The sequence below is a fragment of the Kineococcus halophytocola genome (genome assembly GCF_041276425.1).
GTDB lineage: Bacteria > Actinomycetota > Actinomycetes > Actinomycetales > Kineococcaceae > Kineococcus > Kineococcus halophytocola.
Genome location: NZ_JBGFTU010000014.1, coordinates 1 through 18,458, shown reverse-complemented (window position 1 = coordinate 18,458; position 18,458 = coordinate 1). Strand labels below are relative to the sequence as shown.

Sequence of the window (18,458 nt, the reverse complement as noted above, 5' to 3'; positions counted from 1 at the left end):
GGTCACTGTCGCAGCCGGTCCCCACCGGCGCCCGCCGACGGGTGGCGGCGGGTGGCGACGGGGAGGGGGTTCCGGTCGACCCTGTGCGTCCTCTGGATGCGGCCCGTGGACAGCGCTAGCCTCGGACCACGCTGACGAGGAGGTCACCGATGACTGAGCCCGAGGTCCCCCGCGGGACCACCGACCCCTACGAGGAGGTGCGCGCCTCGGAGGAGTTCCAGGCGCTGCGCCGCCGCTTCCGGGGTTTCGTCCTGCCCCTGGCCGCGCTGTTCCTCGTCTGGTACGCGGCCTACGTCCTGCTGGCCGACTACGCCCACGGGTTCATGAGCACGCGCCTGGGCGGGTCGAACATCACCGTCGGCCTGCTGTTCGGGCTCGGGCAGTTCGTCTCCACCTTCGTCATCACGACGGTCTACGTCCGCTGGGCGAACCGCCGCTTCGACCCCGCCGCCGAGGCCCTGCGCGCACGGGTCGAGAGCGCCGGGATCGACCTGACCGACCACGAGCAGGAGGCCCGCCCGTGACCGACGTCGGCGAACCGGTCGTCAACATCGCCATCTTCGTCGCCTTCGTGGTCGTCACCCTCGCGGTCGTGCTGCGCGCGAGCCGGAACAACAAGACGGCGGCGGACTTCTACGCCGGTGGGCGCTCGTTCACCGGACCGCAGAACGGGGTCGCCATCGCCGGGGACTACCTGTCCGCGGCGAGCTTCCTCGGCATCGCCGGGGCCATCGCCGTCTACGGGTACGACGGTTTCCTCTACTCCATCGGTTTCCTCGTCGCCTGGCTCGTGGCGCTGCTGCTCGTGGCCGAACTGCTCCGCAACACCGGCCGGTTCACGATGGCCGACGTGCTGAGCTTCCGGTTGAAGGAACGCCCGGTGCGCCTGGCCGCGGCCGTCTCGACGCTGGCGGTGTCGTTCTTCTACCTCCTCGCCCAGATGGCCGGGGCCGGTGGTCTGGTCGCGCTGCTGCTCGGGATCGACTCGCGGGCGGGGCAGAACGTCGTCATCGCCGTCGTCGGTGCGCTGATGATCCTGTACGTCCTGGTCGGCGGCATGAAGGGCACCACCTGGGTGCAGATCATCAAGGCGTGCCTGCTCGTCGCGGGCGCCGGGGCCATGACGGTGTGGGTGCTGGCCCGGTACGGGTTCAACCTGTCCGACCTGCTCGGGGCCGCCGTGGCCGCGCCCGGTTCGGCCGGTGAGGCGCTGCTGGGGCCCGGGGCGCAGTACGGCGCCTCGGAGATCTCGAAGCTGAACTTCCTGTCCCTGTCCCTGGCGCTCGTCCTGGGGACGGCCGGTCTGCCGCACGTGCTCATGCGGTTCTACACGGTGCCGACGTCGAAGGAGGCCCGCCGCAGCGTCGTGTGGGCCATCTGGATCATCGGGTTCTTCTACCTGTTCACCCTCGTCCTGGGGTACGGCGCCGGTGCCCTCGTCGGCCGGGACACGATCCTCGCCGCTCCCGGCCGGGTGAACTCCGCCGCCCCGCTGCTCGCCTACGAGCTCGGCGGGACGGTCCTGCTCGGCGTCATCGCGGCCGTGGCCTTCGCGACGATCCTGGCCGTGGTCGCGGGGCTGGCGATCACGGCCAGCGCCTCGTTCGCGCACGACGTCTACGCCTCGGTCCTCAAGCGCGGGACGGTCGAACCCGCCGCGGAGGTGCGGGTGGCGCGGATCACCGTCGTCGTCATCGGCGCCGTCGCCATCGTCGGCGGCATCTTCGCCAACGGCCAGAACGTGGCGTTCCTCGTCGCGCTCGCCTTCGCCGTGGCCGCCAGCGCGAACCTGCCCACGATCCTCTACTCGCTGTTCTGGCCGCGGTTCACCACCCGCGGGGCGCTGTGGAGCATGTACGGCGGGCTGCTGTCCTGCCTGGTGCTCATCGCCTCCTCCCCCGTGGTCTCCGGGAAGGTCGACCCGGACACCGGCGCCTCGCTGTCGATGATCCGGGACACCTCCGTGGACTTCTCCTGGTTCCCGCTGGAGAACCCGGGCCTGGTGACGATCCCGCTGGCCTTCTTCCTCGGCTGGCTCGGCTCGGTCACCGGCCGCGAGCGCGGCAACGAGCGGCGGGCCGCGGAGATGGAGGTGCGCAGCCTCACCGGGGCGGGGGCGGAGAAGGCGGTGGAGCACTGACCCGGCGGGCACTACGTCACTGGAACGACTCAGGGCAACGTGTCGAGGGTCACGCACGACGAGCGTGACTACGGAACGTGTTTGAGGGAGGGTTTCGTTCGCCCGAAAGGGTGAACGAAACGCACTGTGAGTAATGGTGCGTCCGCGGCCCCCACCCCCCGGGGGGTCGCTGCTCCCCCGACCTGTGAGGACCCATGACCCGCCCCCGCCGACGCCGCTCAGCCCTGCTGCCCCTCACCGCGGCCGCCGCCCTCGTCCTCCCGCTGGTGGCGGCCGCCGCCCCCGCCTCCGCCGCCGACCCGCACCCGGTGACCATGCCCGCGGGCGGGCCCTTCAGCGAGGGGACCGCGTGGCGGCTGGACGTGCGCGAAGCCCCCGTGGCGCAGAACTCGCGCGCCGTGGCCGCCGGCATCGCCCGGCAGACCGCCGAGCGGTACGGCGGCATCGCCGCCTTCAACGTCGACCGCTACTCCACGAGCTTCCGCACCGTGCCGGCCGACCAGCGGCGGGTCGACGTGCGGTGGACGAACTGCCAGTCGTTCTCGTTCACCCCCACCGGCCTGCTGGGCGAGGGCGGGCAGTTCACCGACGTCCCCGTCCCCGCCGACGCGGTGCCGGCCGCCGGGACCGACGGGCAGCTGACGATCTACTCCCCGTCCACCGACCAGCTGTGGGAGTTCTGGCAGGCCGAGCGCAAGGACTCGCACTGGCAGGCCTGCTGGGGCGGCCGCATCGACGACGTGTCCCGCAGCCAGGGACGCTTCTCGGGCACCTTCGGGGCGAGCGCGAGCGGCCTGGCCGTCTCCGGCGGCACCATCGGCATCGAGGAGGTGCGCCGCGGGTCCATCGAGCACGCGATCGCCCTGTCGCTGCCGGAGCTGGGCCGCGGCACCAGCTACCCCGCCTCGCGCGGCGACGGGTGGGTCAAGGGCGCCGACAGCGTCAAGACCGGCACCCGCCTGCGCCTTCCCGCCTCGCTCGACGTGGACGCCCTGGACCTGCACCCGGTGGCGCGCATGGTGGCCGAAGCGGCCCAGCGCTACGGCTTCATCGTCACCGACACGGGTGGCTGCACCTCGGTCGTGGCCGAGAGCCCTGCCGCCGTGGAGGCCGCGACCGGTGAGGACCCGTGGGAGGAGCTGCTCGAGGGCACCCCGGGTGGGACGTCATGGCCGGGTTCCCGTGGAAGGCCCTGCAGGCCCTGCCGAAGGACTACGGGAAGCCCTGAGCCTTGAGCCGGCGGGTCATCGCTTGCGGCGTGCCACGACCTCGTCGTAGAGCGTGCGGGAGGGCACTCCGCCCCGGTCGGCCGTCACCCGGACCGCGTCCTTGAGCCGGTAGCCGGAGGAGACGAGGTCGAGGACCTCCTCGACCAGCTCCGCCGGCTCCCGGCTCGGGGCTCCGGAGGACCCGGCGACGACCACGCACACCTCGCCCCGGACCTCCCCCTGCTCCGCCCAGGCGGCCAGCTCGGCGAGGGACCCCCGCACGACCTCCTCGTACGTCTTCGTCAGCTCCCGGCACACGGCGGCGTCCCGCTCGGCCCCGAACGCCTCGGCCATCGCCGCCAGGGTGGCGGCCGTGCGGTGCGGGGACTCGAAGAACACGAGCGTGCGCTCGTCGGCGGCGAGCGCCGCGAAGACCCGGCTGCGCTCGCCGGGCTTGCGCGGGGCGAAGCCCTCGAAGGCGAACCGGTCGCTGGGCAGGCCCGAGACGGCGAGGGCCGCCAGCACCGCCGAGGGGCCCGGGACCACCGTGACGGGCAGGTGGGCCTCGACGCAGGCCCGCACCAGCCGGTACCCGGGGTCGGAGACCGACGGCATCCCCGCGTCGGTCACGAGCGCGACGGTCGACCCGCCGCGCACCGCCTCCACGAGCTCGGGGGTGCGCTCGACCTCGTTGTGCTCGTGGTAGCTGAGCACCGTCCCGCGCGGGGCGACCCCCAGGGTCGAGGCGAGGCGGTGCAGGCGGCGGGTGTCCTCGGCCGCGACGACGTCGGCCGTGGCGAGCAGGTCCACGAGCCGGGTCGTCGCGTCCCCGGCGTTGCCGATGGGGGTGCCAGCGAGCACCAGACGTCCGATCGTGCCTCGCGATTCCACGGGGCCATCGTGCCGCACCTGCACCCACCCTCCCCGCCGGTGACGTACTGTCCACCGATCGGGACGCACCGGAGCGAACCGCGGGGTGGCCGCAACGGGCCGGAGGTGGGTGTGGTCGCGCAGCGACGGGTGGACCCGGTGCACCTGCAGGTGGAGAGCCGCCGCGGGCGCAGCCGGCCGGCCGCGCTGCCGCACTGGGTGCGCCGGGCGTGGGGCACCTGCTGGGCGGCGGGGCCCCGGGACCTGCTGGCGACGCTGGTCCCGCAGTTCGTGACGGCCGTCGTCCTGGCCGCGCTCCTGCCGCTCGTGCGCACCCTGCTGCACGTCCTGACCACCGAGACCGCCGACGGCGAGCGCCTGGCGCGCGCGGCCGTCCCCCTCCTGCTGCTGGCCCTCGTCGGCCTGGCCGTGGGGATGGCGGGCGCGGTGCAGGGTCAGCGGCAGAAGGTCCTCGGTGAGGTCGTGCAGCGGCACGTGTGGAGCCGCTTCCTCGACGTCAGCGCACGGGTGGACCTGGCGCACTACGACTCCCCGGAGTTCTTCGAGCGGCTGGAGCGGGTGCGGCTGCACGCGATGACCCGACCGCTGGCCGTGGTGCAGGGGCTGGTCAGCGTGGCCGGGGGCGCGGTGGGTCTGGTGGCGGTGGTGGTCGCGGTGTGGGCGGTGGCGCCCGTCGCCCTCGTCCTGCTCGCCCCGGTGCCCGTGCTGCTGCTCATCGCCCGTCGCGGCGGGCGGCAGGAGTTCGAGTTCGCCGTGCGGCACGCCCCGGCGCTGCGGTTGCGCAGCTACCTGCAGAGCACGCTCACCGACCGGGGGACGGCCTCGGAGGTGCGCTCCTACGGTCTGCAGTCCCACCTGCGCGGCCGGTGGGACGCCACCTCGGACGAGTGGATCGGCGCGGTCCGGGAGCACTCGCGCCGGCGGACCCGGACGATCCTGGCGGGCGAACTCGTGACCGCCCTCGTCGCGGTCGGGTTGCTCGTCGCCGTGGTCGCCGCGCTCGACACCGGCCGCCTGACGTTCAGCCAGGCCGGCGCCGTCGGGGTCGCGGTGCCGTTGCTGGCCGCCCGGTCGCGGCAGTTCGTCCGCGGGGTGGGGGCCGTCCTGGAGTCGGGGTTGTTCCTCGACGACCTGGACGAGTTCCACAGCACGCCGGTGGAACCGGACGCGCACGACGCCCCCGCGGTGGGCCCGCTGGAGGTGCTGCGCGCCCGGGACGTGTCCTTCCGGTTCTCCTCCGGGGCCCGGGCGCTGCGCGGCATCGACCTCGACCTGCGCGCCGGGGAGGTCGTCGCCCTCGTCGGGGAGAACGGGTCGGGCAAGTCGACCCTGGCGAAGGTGCTCGCCGGTCTGCACCGCCCCACCGGTGGGCTGCTCACCTGGAACGGCCTCGACGTGGCGGAGCTGCCCGCCGCGGCGGTGCGCCGGCGGGTGGCGGTGATGTTCCAGGACTTCGCCCACTGGCAGTTGTCGGCGGTCGACAACATCGCCTTCGGGGACGTCGACCGGGCCTACGGCCGCGGCGGTCCCCCCGACGTCGAGGACGCCGCCCGCGAGGCCGGGGCCTGGGAGTTCCTGCGGGGACTGCCCGCCGGGCTCGACACCCCGTTGTCGGCCGAACGTCCCGGGGGGACGGAACTGTCCGGTGGCCAGTGGCAACGGGTCGCCCTGGCCCGTGCTCTGTACCGCGGCGGCGACCTGCTGATCCTCGACGAACCGAGCGCGGCCCTGGACGCCCGCGCCGAGGCCGAACTGTTCGCCACCGTCCGCGCCGCCACCCGGGGCAGGGCGGTGCTGCTCATCACGCACCGGCTGGCGAACGTCCGTGACGTCGACCGCATCCACGTCCTGCGCGACGGCCTGGTCGACGACGTCGGCACGCACGAGGAACTCCTGCGGCGCGGCGGGCACTACGCTGCCCTGTACGAACTGCAGGCACGTGCGTTCCGCAGCGGACGCGCCCCCGTCGCCGACGACGCTGGGCCCCGGACGGACGCGCCCGGCACGAAGGGGTGGTGGCGGTGACGTCGACGACGATCCGGACGCGGGCCGATCTCGTGTGGCAGGAGGTCGACGACCAGGTCGTCGTGCTCGACCCCGGAACCTCCACGTACCACGGGGTCACCGGGGCCGGGACGACGTTGTGGCCGCTGCTCGTCCGGGGGACCACGCGCGCCGAACTCGTCGCCGAACTCCGGTCGGTGTTCTCCGTCGAGGCCGCCCGGGCCGAGGACGACGTCGAGGTGTTCCTCACCGAACTGGCCCCGTTCCTGCGGGAGCCGTGAGGCGCCCCGGACGGCCACCGGCCTTGCGGGACCTGCGGGGCCGGTGGCGCCGGTGGCGCCGGGTGCTGCGGCACCGGGGCCCGCAGGGGGCACGGGCGCGGCGGTGGACGGTGCGTTCCCTGGCCGCCGTCCGCGCCGACCTGGAGCGGGAGGGGATGTCGGCCCGGTGCACGGCCCCGGTCCCGGCGCTGCCCGGCTGGTCGCGCGTCCTCGTGGAGGGGACGCTGCGCGAGCACGACGCCACCTGCCTGCAGCGCTGCCTGGTCCTGCAGGCCTGGTTCGCCGCCCACGGGCAGGTCGCCGAGGTCGTCGTCGCCGTCCCGCACGCCACGCGCGCGCAGTTCAGCGCGCACGCCTGGATCCGGGGGTACGACCGCGACGAGCACGACCGGTACCGCGAGCTGACGGTGCTGCGGCCGTGACCCGCCGGTTCACCGACCTGGAACTGTTGTGGACCGTCCCGTACGGGCGGGCCGACGGCGTGCGCGACCTCACCGCCCGCGTGCCCGGGACGTTGCGGTCGGCGGTCGAGGACGTGGTCCTGGCCGCCCTGCGACGGCCCCCCTGCGTCGTGAGCTTCTCCGGCGGCCGCGACTCCTCGACCGTCCTGGCGGTGGCCACCACCCTGGCCCGGCGCGAAGGGCTGCCCCTGCCGGTCCCGGTGACGAACACCTTCCCCCGGGTCCCCTCCAGCGACGAGGGACGCTGGCAGGAACTCGTCGTCCGGCACCTGGGTCTGCGGGAGTGGACCCGGTTGAGGTTCACCGACGAGCTCGACGTGGGGGGCCCGGTCGCGCAGGACACCCTGCGCCGGCTGGGGGTGTGCGCGCCGTTCAACCTGCACTTCCACGCCCCGATCGCCGCACTGGCCGCGGGGGGTTCCCTGCTGACGGGGGTCGGCGGGGACGAGTTGTTCTCCCCCGTCGCCCGGCTCACCCCGTACCGGTTGCTGTCGCGGGCCTGGCGGGTGGACCGCCGCACGGCGCGCACCGCCGCCCTGGACCTGGCGCCCCGGCCGCTGCGGGTGCGGCGGTGCCTGCGGCGGGTCGACCTGCGCTACGGGTGGATCCGCCCGGACGCGCTGCGGCGGTTGCGCACCGACCTCGCCCGGTGGGAGGCGACCGAACCGCTCTCGTGGGAACGCACCGTCCGCCACCGGGTGTGGCCCGGTCGTCGCCTGCAGATGCACCGGGAGGGGCTGGATCGTCTCGGGGCCCTGCACGACGCGGCCGTCGAGAACCCCTTCTGCGCGCCGAGCGTCCTGGCGGCGACGGCGACGGACTGGGGCCGGGTCGGCCCGCGCGGGCGCACCCGGGAACTGCGGGCGCAGTTCGGGGACCTGCTGCCGGCGGACCTGGTGGAACGCAGCACGAAGTCCTCGTTCAACGCCGCGTTCTGGTCCGGACCCGCGCGCGCCTGGGCGCGCGGCTGGACCGGCGACGGGCTCGGCCCGACCCTCGCGGGCCTCGTGGACGTCGAGGCGCTGCACCGGGAGTGGTCGAGCGACGATCCCGACCCGCACTCGTTCAGCCTGCTGCACACCGCCCTGCTGGCCTCAGCCCCGCAACGCTGAGGCCAGTTCCCCGGCGCTCTCGTGGACCCGGTCCAGGTCCCGCGGCCGGGCCCACCGCAGGGCGGGCACGGCCGCCAGCCGCAGGAGCTGGGCGGGGTCGTGCTGCGGGACGCGCGCGGCCAGCGCCGCGCCGACGGCTCGCAACCGGTGCGGGAACGGCACGTCCTCGATCGAGGAGCACCGCCCCCCGGTCCAGTCCAGGTGCACGAACCCCGCCAGGCGCAGGTCCGGGGAGGGTTCGCCGCGGACGCCGGCGCGCCACCGTTCCCGGCGGCCGACGACCCCCAGGTCCTCGCCCACGCCGAGCCGGCGCGCCACCGGGGCACGCAGGTCGACGCACCGCGGACCGGGCAGGACCGCGTCTCCCGCGACGAGCACGACGTCGTCGCTGACGTGGGCGAAACCCTGCTGCAGCAACGACCAGACGGCCGTGCTCTTGCCCGCTCCCCGCTCGCCCAGGACGACGAACACGTCGTGCCCGAGCGAGACCGCCCCGGCGTGCAGCGCCGGCAGGCCGCGCCAGAGGGCGGTGACGACGGCGGTCGAGGCGAGGTGGGGGTGCACGACCTCGCGGTCGGTCACCGGGTGCGCGGTGGTGAGGTGGGTGGTCCTGGTCGCCCGGTCGATGCGGGCCACGCCGCCGTCGCCGAGGGGGTGGACGGCGTACCGGTCGGTGATCTCGTCCTCGCCCACCCCGGCCGGGGCGGCGGGCCGGTCGGTGACCTCGCGGGTGATCCGCCACGCCGTCTCGTCCCCGCGCGGCGGCCGCAGGAACTCCCGGCCCCCCACGAGGTCGGGGAACGTCAGGCCGTAGGCCGCCGTGGGCTCGTGCACGGGCACATCACACCATCTCGCTCCATGATTCTTCGACGTTCAGTACGCATGGGGTGACGGAACGCGAATACAGTGGCGTCATCTCGCCACCTTCCCGGATGGAGGCCACACCATGACGGTGCGGTACGAAGCACCTCGCGTCACGGAGCTCGGTTCGTTCGCCGAACTCACCCTGCTCACGCCGAAGGACATCGGCGTCCCGAGCGACGGCTTCAGCTACCAGGGTCAGTCGCTCGTCGTCGCCTCCTGAGACGACCGGCCGGTGTCCACGCCCCTGCGCCTGCGGGGACACCGGCCGCGGCGCGGCGCCCGTCCACCCGAACCGCAGATCGTGCGCACCGTCGCCCTCGATCGCCTGTCCCGTCCCCCCGCGGACCGCCGCCGGACCGGGCTCGCCGTGCTGCACCTGCTGCGCTGCGCCCGCCAGGACCGGCAGGCGACCGACCTGGAGGCCGGGTGGGTCCTGGCCCAGGACCCGGCGCTGCTGGGCCGGCTCCTCGCCGCCCACCGCGTGGGTCCGCTCGTCCACGACGTGCTGGCGAGCACCCCCTCCCTGAGCGGTCTGACCGCTCTGACCGCGCCGCTGCACGCGGCCCAGCTGCGCCGGACCCTGGCGGCGCGACCCGACCTGGACCTGCTCTGCCGCCGCCTGCAGGGCCTGCGGTGGACCGTCGTCAAGGGCGCCGCCGCCGCGTCCCTGTACTCCCGTCCGACCACCCGCGAGTGGCACGACGTCGACGTGCTCGTGCACGGCGAGGACCTGCCCCGCGCACTGGAAGCCCTGGAGACCGGGGGCGCCGCCGTGATCACCCCGGACTGGCGCCGCACCGCCGACCTGGCGCTGGGCGAGGTCGGTCTCGCCCTGCCGCACGGCACCGTGCTGGACCTGCACTGGCACCTCCTGAACCTCGCCGAACGCCGGCACGCCTTCCGCTACGACGTCCGGACGGTCCTGCACCGTCGTCGCACCCGCCGGGTCCTGGGGCTGGACGTGCCGGTCCCGCACCCGGTGGACGAGGCCCACCACCTGGCGGTGCACGCGACGCTCAGCGGTGGGTGGCGCTTGGGGTGGAGCTACGACGTGGCCCAGGCCGCCGACCGGCTGGAGGACTGGGACGGGCTGGTCGCGCTCACCCGGGAGGCCGGGACCGGCCTGGTCGTGGGACTGGCCCTGCAACGGGCCCGGGAACTGCTCGGGGCGCGCGTTCCGACCGACGTGCTGCGCGACCTGCACCGGCGCGGGCGGGGCTGGTCCCGGGTGGGCCGCGTGGTGACGGCCTGGGTGCCGCCGCAGGCCCTCGAGGGTCCCGACTGGTTGAGCACCCGCTGCTACGCGGGTGCCCGGGGCACGTCCGCGCACAGCCTGCGCCGGTTCCTGGTCCGGGCCCGGGCCGCCGTGGAGACGACTCCCCCGGCGGTGCCCGACCTGCGGGCTCGCCAGGACTGGTTCGCCCTCGCCGCAGCGGAGACGCAGGCGCCCTAAGCGACTGAAAGGACTCAGAGCAACGTGGCAATCCTCACGCAGCGAGAATTATGATTACGCAGCGTAAAAAGGCAGGCTGACGTACGCCCGTTCGGGTGAACGAGGCGTGCCAGACTCCAGATCCGCGCAGCTCGATCCCGATGGGCTCAGTACCGCACCGAACCTGTCGAAACCTGCGAGGACCTGCTGATGTTGCGCCGCCGACTCTCCGCCGCTCTCCTGCCCGCCGCTCTGGCCCTCACCGTGGGGACCGCCACACCTGCCATCGCGGCGGACAGCGGAAGCGTTACAGCGGCCTCGACGACGGCGACCACGACGACGGCGAACCCGGTCACGATGCCCGCCGGCACCCCCTTCGGCACCACCTCCGCCTGGCGCCAGGACATCCGCAAGGCCCCCCTGCACCCCAACTCCGCGGCGATGGTCAAGAACGTCGCCGCCCAGACCGCCAAGCTCTACGGCGGTGTCGCCGCCTTCAACGTCACGAGGTACAACACCAGCTTCTACACCGTCCCCGCCGGCCAGAAGCGCATCGACCTGAAGTGGAACGACTGCCAGGGCAAGGGCAAGACGCCCGCCGGCTTGTTCGGTCCCGGCGGGCAGTTCGTCCAGGTGCCGATCCCGGCCGACGCCGTCCCCGCGCCCGGCACCGACGGCCAGCTCACGGTCTTCTCCCCCAGCACCGACCAGCTGTGGGAGTTCTGGAAGGCCAAGAAGGTCGACGGCAGGTGGCAGGCGTGCTGGGGTGGACGGATCGACGGGGTGTCCACCGACCGCGGCGGGTTCAGCGGCACCTTCGGCGCCAGCGCCAGCGGACTGGCCCTGGCCGGCGGAACCATCGGCATCAAGGACGTCCAGTCCGGTTCCATCCAGCACGCGGTCGCCCTGCACCTGCCCAAGCCCGGTCGCGGCTACAGCTACCCCGCCACCCGCGGCGACGGCTGGGACACCTCCGCAGCCGCCGTCCCCGAGGGCACCCGCCTGCGCCTGGACCCCTCGGTGGACGTCGACAAGCTGAGCCTGCACCCGATCGCGAAGATGGTCGCCGAGGCCGCGCAGAAGTACGGGTTCATCGTCACCGACACCTCCGGCTGCACCTCGGTCGTCGCCGAGAGCCCCGCCGCCTCGATCGCCCGCACCGGGACGAACCCGTGGACGTCGCTGATGGGCGGCACCCCGCAGTACTCGATCATGGCGAACTTCCCGTGGGGAAAGCTGCAGGCCCTCCCGAAGAACTACGGCAAGCCCTGACGCCCCTGCTCGGGGACCCTGCCTGCCGGGGTCCCCGAGCGGACCGCGGGGGTAATCCGGTGCAACAGCCACCGCGGCGGGGTGAACAGACCCGGGACCGCGGCCAACGGGACCCGGACGAGCGCGACCGCAGCAAGTGTGGCGGCCACCAGCAGCACGGGAACGACCAGCTGCCCCAGCGCCGAGGATGCTGCAGCGCCCGGCAGCACCGCCAGGACCGCCAGGAGGAGGACCCGGGCAACCAACGTGTGCGTCACGTAGAACGACAACGTGAGCCGCCCGACGAGCACCAGCGGGGCGCCGAGCACGACCCCCGCCACCCACACAGAGAACAGGTACCCCGCAACCAGGGCGGCGAAGCTCAGGACGAGCTTCACCCCCGGCACTGACAGTGCCTGCGACCCCAGGACCAGGTACGCGGTGCCTGCGACCCCGGCGAAACCGACCGCTCCGGCGGCCCCACCCCACCACTGCACACCTGACCGCGGCAGCGCCAGCACCCGCCGGCGGAACCTCGTCCCTGCAAAGAAGAACAAGGCGTACATCGCCATGCTGTGCAGCGTGTAGCTGTCAGGCACCACCAAGTCGCTGCCGAAGACCACCGATGAGGCTGTCAGCACACCGAGGACGACCCATGTCGGCACCCGGGCGGTGAGTTTCGCCGCGACGGCGAAGACGACCAGCGCGTAGAGGTACCACGCGTCACTGTCTCCGAACAAGATCCGTGAGGCGACCTGGGAGGCGCCGGGAACAGAGCCGCCACCAGGTGGCAACGCCGGTTCAAGGAGCTCGACGATCACAGTCCACACGACATACACCCACAACAGGGGGACGACCCGGCGGGCGAGCATCGCGCGCCAGGGCCGGGTGAGCACCGAGGCGGTCAGCACACCGGAGACCGCGAAGAACATCGGCATGCGGAACGCGTTGAACACAGCGTCAACTAGCATCCACCGCGGGTCGGCCAGCTCGGTCAAGTAGGCGAACCACACGGTGTGGTGGAAGACCACCAGCAAGATTGCCAAGCCTCGGGCCGCATCCATCCACTCAACGTGGCCACCGCGGGCCGCGACGGCGGGGGCCGTCTCACCGGCCGGGGTCGGGGAACCAAATGCGTTCGTCCAGGCAGGCATGATCGCTCGATCCTCGTCGGCGGGGTAGCGCGGCAAAGGTCAGCTCACCGGCCAGCGGAAGCTACCAGCTCTTACCGTCCGTGCTCAAGGCATTCACGTAGCGCGCTCCCAGCTCTTCGTCCTCCACACCGGGTCAGGCATGATCGGGGTCGCTACCGCCCCCACCGAGCCCGCCCGACACCGCCCAGGAGGTGCCGCATGCCGGAACACGACCCGTCGACCCTTCGCGTGATCTTGGCCGCCGTCAACGCCAACACCCGATTCGGTGGTGAGGCGATGCTGCCGGTGCACTACTTCCGCATCCTGCGCGAGCGGGGTTTCGACGCCCACCTGGTGTGTCACGAACGCAACCGTGAAGAACTGTCCAGCACGTTCCCGCAGGACGCCGACCGCATCCACTACACCGTGGACCGTCGCGCGAGCCGGCGCATCGAACGCGCCGGCCGCCGCCTGCCCACCAGCGTCAAGTCCATGTCCACCTGGCTGCTCATGAGCGCCATCGCGGCCGGCGACCTACGCCGTACCGCCCGCGCCCTTGTCGACTCCGCCCCCGCCGAGGTCGTCGTCCACGAGCCGGTACCCGTCTCACCCCGGCAACCTTCCTTCCTGCGGGATGTCGGTGCTCCCGTCGTGGTGGGCCCGCTCAACGGCGGCATGACTTACCCGGAGGGTTTCGCCCACGAAGTGCGTCGTTCCGAGCGCGCCGTGCGCTGGCTGGTGCGGACCTGCTCGGACGTCGCGAACCGGTTGATCGACGGCAAGGGCCGAGCCGCGGTCCTGTTCGTCGCCAACCCGCGCACGCGCGACGCTCTGCCGCGCGCTGCTCGTGGCCGACGCGTCGTCGAACTCGTCGAGAACGGCGTGAACCTGTCCCGGTTCGCGCCGCGGACGCGGACGCCCTCGGGGAACCCGCGGTTCGCGTTCGTGGGGCGGTTGGTCGACTGGAAACGCGTCGACCTGCTCCTGGACGCCCTCGCCCGGATCCCGCAGGACCACACCCTCGATGTCGTCGGCGACGGCCCCCTCCGCGAGGCGCTGCGGGCCCAGGCCCAGCGGCTCGGTCTAGGTGAGCGCGTCACCTTCCACGGCCTGAGCTCCCAGGACGAGACCGCCCGACTGCTGCGCGGCTGCGACGCGCTCGTGCTCCCCTCGGTCTACGAGTGCGGGGGCGCCGTTGTGCTGGAGGCGATGGCTGTGGGACTGCCCGTCATCGCTACCGATTGGGGCGGACCGGCCGACTACGTCGTACCGGAAGTCACCGGCCTCCTGGTCCCACCGACGAACGCGTCAGAGATGACCGCCGCACTAGCCGAGGCGATGGTCCGCCTGGGCTCTGACCGGGCGCTCGGAGTAGCGATGGGGCGGGCCGGCCGGGAACGGGTCTTGGCCGAGTTCGACTGGGAGCGCAAGGTCGATGCCGTGACGGCGGTGTACTTCGAGATACTGGGCGGACACCGGGCGGGCGCTGCCGTCCCGGCGTTGAACATCGACACGTCCGAAGGGGCTGTGGCCCCGCACGAACGGCACGGTCAGTTCCATCGACCGACCCCCTCGATGCGATAGCGACCCATGCCCCTCCGTCGGCGGCCGCGGCGGACGACATCGTCCACGACCGTCACAAGAAGAGGGGCCCGGCAGGCGCGGCGAGCGCCGGACCTGCCGGGTAGCCACGCGGCACCCGTCGCAAGATCCCTACGGAGCTACACGGCCAGTACCGTGCACGGCGAAATGGCGGCGTACGCGCGGCCGCAGCCCGCGCGCAGCACACAGACGACCCCCGGCGCGGTACGGCTGCTGCCACGGCTTGGACCTCATCGTGCGCACCAAGGGCGAGACCCCGGCTGGCGGGAAGGCCGCCGGGTCCGGTCCCCCGAGGGCGAGTCCTGCGGGCTCGAAGCACTGGGCGATGTCGGTGCCCTGCTCCAGCAGGCGGACCGGCACCCCAGCGTGGGCGCGGCCGCCGAGCAGGGCTGTCAGCACCCCTTGGCCCCCAGCAGGTGCAGCGGCCGTTGCCGCCACGGCTGCCGCTGGGTGGCGGGGAGTCAGAGAGCAGCCGCGCCCCAGACTTCAGCAGTCCAGCAGTCCAGCAGTCCAGCAGTCCAGCAGTCCAGCAGTCCAGCAGTGAATTCACGTCGCTCGAACCAGGCCGGTGTCCACCGTCCACGGCATCGACCGGATTGCTTCCAGGTCCCACGCCGGGTCCGGTGCGCACCCCTGCACCTGCCTCTAGGACGTCTCCTCCGTGCCGACGAAGACGTCCGCCCTCGATCCGGTTACCAGGGGGCACCAGTCCTGGTGAGCCAGGACTGGTGCCCAGCCACACGGTCTCCTCCTGTCCCGCTGACAGGTGTTCGAGCCGGAGGTGAGGTGTGACCGGTTGACGTTCCACCTCTAGCCACCTCTAGCGCGGTTCGTGCGCGAGGTGCGGGCCTCGGTTACGCCCAGCCGCACAGGCAGGCGGTGAAGTCGCCGTCGGCCCTCGGGCAGTGCAGGTGCGCCTCGGCGTCGAGGCAGTACCTCAGCAGGCTCACCAGCGCGATCTCCGCCCCCACCCGGTGGCTGGGCCGGTCCTCGAAGACCGCGATCACCACGACGTTCCCTCCTTCAACGAGCTGCCGCGAGGCTGCGTCGATCCGTGCGGCGGATCCGACAGCTCACACAGCCGCGGCCCACCTCTTCGGAGGGGCACAGGGCCCCGAGGGTGTGTCCGGTCCGACGCACCGAGTGTGTCCAGAGGCTCCGACCGCGCCTACGATGCCGAAGTGATCGCGAACGGACTGGTCAGAAATGCCGTCCCGGCGCCGGGCGATCAGGCGTGACGGCGGGCCCGCAGGTCCTGTTCGATCCCGCCGCCCACGCCCGGCGTCGGCTCCTGGGAGACAGCTCGGAGATCAGCGGTGAGTCCTGGCGCCGCAGCTGGCTGCCACTGCTGCTGGTCGTCGCCGTCGGCGGCTTCCTGCGCTTCTTCCAGCTCGGCCGCCCCCACCAGCTCGTCTTCGACGAGACGTACTACGTCAAGCAGGCGTACTCCCTGCTGCGGTACGGCGTGGAGCTGCGCAACGACAGCGGCATCTCCGCCCCCGACGAGCTGTTCACCGCCGGGACCCCCGACGTGTTCGGGACGAGCGGCGACTTCGTCGTCCACCCGCCGATCGGCAAGTGGATGATCGCCGTCGGGCAGTGGATCTTCGGCGTCGACTCCTCCTTCGGCTGGCGCTTCTCCGCCGCGCTCGTCGGGACGCTGTCGATCCTCCTCATCGGGCGCATCGCCCGGCGCCTGTTCCGCTCGACGCTGCTCGGCGTGACCGCCGCGGTGCTGCTGACGTTCGAGGGCCAGCACTTCGTGGAGAGCCGCACGAGCCTGCTCGACGTCTTCCTCATGTGGTGGGTGCTCCTCGCCTTCGCCCTGCTGCTCATCGACCGGGACCACGCCCGGGACCGGCTGGCGCGCGCGGTGGCCGAGCACGGGGCCGACGGGCTCGGCCCGCGAATCGGCGTCCGCTGGTACCGCCTCGCGGCCGGTGTGAGCCTCGGCCTGGCCTGCGGGGTGAAGTGGTCGGGCGTCTACGTCCTCGCCGTCTTCGGGCTCATGACCGTCCTGTGGGACGCGGGGGCGCGACGCGCGATCGGGGTGCGGCCCTGGTTCGCGGCGGCGGTCTGGCGCGACGGGATCGGCGCCTTCCTCGCCCTCGTGCCGGTCGCGGTCCTCACCTACGTCGCCGGGTGGGCCGGGTGGTTCCGCAGCGACCTGGGCTGGGACCGGGACTGGGGCGCCACGCACCCCTCCGGCGGGATCGGCGCGGTCGTGCCGGACGCACTGCGCAGCCTGTGGCACTACCACCAGCAGGCCTACACGTTCCACGTCGGCCTGGACAGCCCGCACCCCTACTCGGCGAACCCGTGGTCCTGGCTCGTGCAGGGGCGGCCCACCTCGTTCTTCTACGAGAGCAAGGCCAACGGGGTCGAGGGCTGCACCGTCGAGAACTGCTCCAAGGCCATCACCAGCCTCGGCACGCCCGTGCTGTGGTGGGTGGGCCTGATCGCCCTGGCGGTGCTGCTGTTCCGGTGGGCCTTCGCCCGGGACTGGCGGGCCGGGGCGATCCTGGCCGGGTACGCCGGGGCGTACCTGCCGTGGTTCCAGTACCAGCACCGCACGATCTTCACGTTCTACGCGGTGGTGTTCGTCCCGTTCGTCGTCCTGGCCGTCGTGTACCTGCTCGGCCTGGTGCTCGGGCCCGACCCGAGCACGGCCGTCCTCCGCACGGGGGTGCGCGTCGAGTCAGCCCTGCTGCGGCGGCGGGTGGGCGCCGCGGTCGCCGGCGCGGTCGTCGTGCTCTGCGTGGCGTGCTTCGCCTTCTTCTGGCCGGTCTACACCGCCCAGGTCATCCCCTACGACAGCTGGGCCCGGCGGATGTGGTTGCCGAGCTGGATCTGATCAGGATCGTCGAACCGTCCAGCGCCTCGGGGCGACTCTCGCCACCGCACGTTCGACCCATGCCGGGGCGACGAACAACCCGGCGACGAACGGCGATCTCGGTCGCAGGAGGGAGAGGACTGCGCCAGCCGCGACCGACGCTACGAAGGCCACGCCCATGAGCAGGACTGAACTGCCGACCTCGAGCCAGCCAGCCACGCTCATCAGCACGACGACCAGCGGGAAGTGCACGCAGTAGAAGACCACCGAATTGCGACCGACGAAGCGCAGGGGTCGGAGGACGGGCGCCTTCGACAACCTCGAGGCACCCCAGGCGAGCAGGTAGACCCCGGAGAGCGTCCCGGCGATTGCCCGCGGACCGTACCCCGACATGTCCCCGAGGGTGTAGGAGAGCACCCCGACACCGAGCGCCACGAACGGCCAGCGGTTCGAGGACAGTCCACGCTCCACGACAGCCGGGCGGGCCGCCACCCACCAGCCGATCAGGAAGAGAGCGAAGAGGAACGCGAAGCGCTCACCCCACTTGCTGTCGTCCACCGCGACTTCGGCCAGGACGAGGAACGCCAGCGCCACGGGCAGCAGGGGCACACGTCGGAGGGGTAGGGCGACGACGTAGAAGACGACCAGGAACAGCAGGTACCACAAGTAGGTTCCACCGGCGAGGAAGATGTTGGGCAGCAACCACTTGAGCGACGGGTGACCGTACTCCACCCACTTCATCGCCCCCATCACGCTCGACCAGAGCAGGAACGGCCACAGGATCGCGCGGGCCTTGCCCGCCGTGTACGGCCGCGCTCCCTTCGCGACCGAACGCGGAAGCAACATGCCGGACAGGAGCACGAGCATGGGGATGCGGAAGGGTGCGACCGCGCGATTGAACTCCCGCAGCTCTTCAGGTACCTCGAGCTGGGCGTAACGCAGAAGCGTTCCAGCGTGGAAGAGCACGACCGCCAGGATGGCCAGACCCCGCAGGACGTCCATCCACGTCATGCGCATGGCCACCTTCCCGGGAGCGACAGCAGTGACGGTCTCGCCTCGCAGATCCTGTCCTGGCCCGTTCACGAGCTGCAATCCTGTTCGTCCGTCGAAGTGTGTGGTGGGTCAGGCGCGGGGTCGGCCCAGGGCGCGGTACGTCCACCCCGCCGCCCGCCACCTGGACGGGTCCAACGCGTTGCGCCCGTCCAGGATCCGCTTCTCCTTCACCAACCCCGAGATCGTCGCCGGC

General features: G+C 72.6%; 17 protein-coding genes. 12 read left to right on the top strand and 5 right to left on the bottom strand.

Annotated features, from left to right (window positions below; translation table 11 throughout):
* Positions 1-149 precede the first annotated feature (149 nt).
* The 3 genes from AB2L27_RS12970 to AB2L27_RS12960 all read left to right on the top strand — a co-directional run bounded on the left by AB2L27_RS12970 (position 150) and on the right by AB2L27_RS12960 (position 3,375).
* Positions 150-524, top strand: a complete 375-nt coding sequence (locus tag AB2L27_RS12970; protein WP_370441896.1) for a DUF485 domain-containing protein — start codon at positions 150-152, stop codon at positions 522-524.
* Positions 521-2,140: a solute symporter family protein gene (locus tag AB2L27_RS12965; RefSeq protein WP_370441895.1), complete on the top strand. Its 1,620-nt coding sequence runs from the start codon at positions 521-523 to the stop codon at positions 2,138-2,140. Before AB2L27_RS12970 ends, AB2L27_RS12965 begins: the two co-directional genes overlap by 4 nt.
* A 194-nt stretch (positions 2,141-2,334) precedes the next feature.
* Positions 2,335-3,375 (top strand): hypothetical protein, encoded by a 1,041-nt coding sequence (locus AB2L27_RS12960; protein WP_370441894.1) that lies wholly within the window; start codon positions 2,335-2,337, stop codon positions 3,373-3,375.
* Positions 3,376-3,384: 9 nt separating this feature from the next.
* On the opposite strand, the gene rsmI is transcribed toward AB2L27_RS12960, so the two are convergent.
* Positions 3,385-4,263 (bottom strand): 16S rRNA (cytidine(1402)-2'-O)-methyltransferase, encoded by an 879-nt coding sequence (gene rsmI, locus AB2L27_RS12955; protein WP_370441893.1) that lies wholly within the window; start codon positions 4,261-4,263, stop codon positions 3,385-3,387.
* Between the two features lie 87 nt (positions 4,264-4,350).
* Here rsmI and AB2L27_RS12950 point away from each other — a divergent pair, with 87 nt between their 5' ends.
* The 4 genes from AB2L27_RS12950 (at position 4,351) to AB2L27_RS12935 (ending at position 8,097) form a co-directional block, all read left to right on the top strand.
* Positions 4,351-6,264, top strand: coding sequence for an ABC transporter ATP-binding protein (locus AB2L27_RS12950; RefSeq protein WP_370441892.1), 1,914 nt, complete (start codon positions 4,351-4,353; stop codon positions 6,262-6,264).
* Positions 6,261-6,524, top strand: a complete 264-nt coding sequence (locus tag AB2L27_RS12945) for a PqqD family protein (RefSeq protein ID WP_370441891.1) — start codon at positions 6,261-6,263, stop codon at positions 6,522-6,524. The genes AB2L27_RS12950 and AB2L27_RS12945 overlap by 4 nt, the downstream gene beginning before the upstream one ends.
* A gap of 110 nt (positions 6,525-6,634) precedes the next feature.
* A complete protein-coding gene (locus tag AB2L27_RS12940) occupies positions 6,635-6,946 on the top strand; it encodes a lasso peptide biosynthesis protein (protein ID WP_370441890.1) in 312 nt (103 codons plus the stop codon).
* On the top strand, positions 6,943-8,097 hold the full coding sequence (locus AB2L27_RS12935; protein WP_370441889.1) for an asparagine synthase-related protein: 1,155 nt from the start codon (positions 6,943-6,945) through the stop codon (positions 8,095-8,097). Before AB2L27_RS12940 ends, AB2L27_RS12935 begins: the two co-directional genes overlap by 4 nt.
* Here the strand turns inward: AB2L27_RS12935 and AB2L27_RS12930 are convergent.
* Positions 8,080-8,931: a phosphoenolpyruvate carboxykinase (ATP) gene (locus AB2L27_RS12930; RefSeq protein ID WP_370441888.1), complete on the bottom strand. Its 852-nt coding sequence runs from the start codon at positions 8,929-8,931 to the stop codon at positions 8,080-8,082. The genes AB2L27_RS12935 and AB2L27_RS12930 overlap by 18 nt on opposite strands.
* A gap of 112 nt (positions 8,932-9,043) precedes the next feature.
* Between AB2L27_RS12930 and AB2L27_RS12925 the strand changes: the two genes are divergently transcribed.
* The 3 genes from AB2L27_RS12925 to AB2L27_RS12915 all read left to right on the top strand — a co-directional run bounded on the left by AB2L27_RS12925 (position 9,044) and on the right by AB2L27_RS12915 (position 11,665).
* Entirely contained in the window at positions 9,044-9,181 is a 138-nt protein-coding gene (locus AB2L27_RS12925; protein WP_370441887.1) for a lasso RiPP family leader peptide-containing protein, read from the top strand.
* A gap of 12 nt (positions 9,182-9,193) precedes the next feature.
* The gene (locus tag AB2L27_RS12920; RefSeq protein ID WP_370441886.1) at positions 9,194-10,414 is read left to right on the top strand and encodes a nucleotidyltransferase family protein; all 1,221 of its coding nucleotides are present in this window, start codon (positions 9,194-9,196) and stop codon (positions 10,412-10,414) included.
* 189 nt (positions 10,415-10,603) lie between these two features.
* A complete protein-coding gene (locus AB2L27_RS12915) occupies positions 10,604-11,665 on the top strand; it encodes a DUF4124 domain-containing protein (protein WP_370441885.1) in 1,062 nt (353 codons plus the stop codon).
* On the opposite strand, the gene AB2L27_RS12910 is transcribed toward AB2L27_RS12915, so the two are convergent.
* Positions 11,650-12,708 carry an acyltransferase family protein gene (locus AB2L27_RS12910; protein WP_370441998.1) on the bottom strand — a complete coding sequence of 353 codons (1,059 nt, stop codon included), beginning with the start codon at positions 12,706-12,708 and terminating at the stop codon, positions 11,650-11,652. The two genes, AB2L27_RS12915 and AB2L27_RS12910, sit on opposite strands and share 16 nt — an antisense overlap.
* 288 nt (positions 12,709-12,996) lie before the next feature.
* Between AB2L27_RS12910 and AB2L27_RS12905 the strand changes: the two genes are divergently transcribed.
* On the top strand, positions 12,997-14,361 hold the full coding sequence (locus tag AB2L27_RS12905) for a glycosyltransferase (RefSeq protein WP_370441884.1): 1,365 nt from the start codon (positions 12,997-12,999) through the stop codon (positions 14,359-14,361).
* Positions 14,362-15,233: 872 nt separating this feature from the next.
* Here the strand turns inward: AB2L27_RS12905 and AB2L27_RS12900 are convergent.
* Entirely contained in the window at positions 15,234-15,389 is a 156-nt protein-coding gene (locus AB2L27_RS12900) for a hypothetical protein (RefSeq protein WP_370441883.1), read from the bottom strand.
* 224 nt (positions 15,390-15,613) lie between these two features.
* Here AB2L27_RS12900 and AB2L27_RS12895 point away from each other — a divergent pair, with 224 nt between their 5' ends.
* Entirely contained in the window at positions 15,614-17,233 is a 1,620-nt protein-coding gene (locus AB2L27_RS12895; protein ID WP_370441882.1) for a dolichyl-phosphate-mannose--protein mannosyltransferase, read from the top strand.
* On the opposite strand, the gene AB2L27_RS12890 is transcribed toward AB2L27_RS12895, so the two are convergent.
* Positions 17,234-18,223, bottom strand: coding sequence for an acyltransferase family protein (locus AB2L27_RS12890; protein WP_370441881.1), 990 nt, complete (start codon positions 18,221-18,223; stop codon positions 17,234-17,236).
* Between the last annotated feature and the right edge of the window lie 235 nt (positions 18,224-18,458).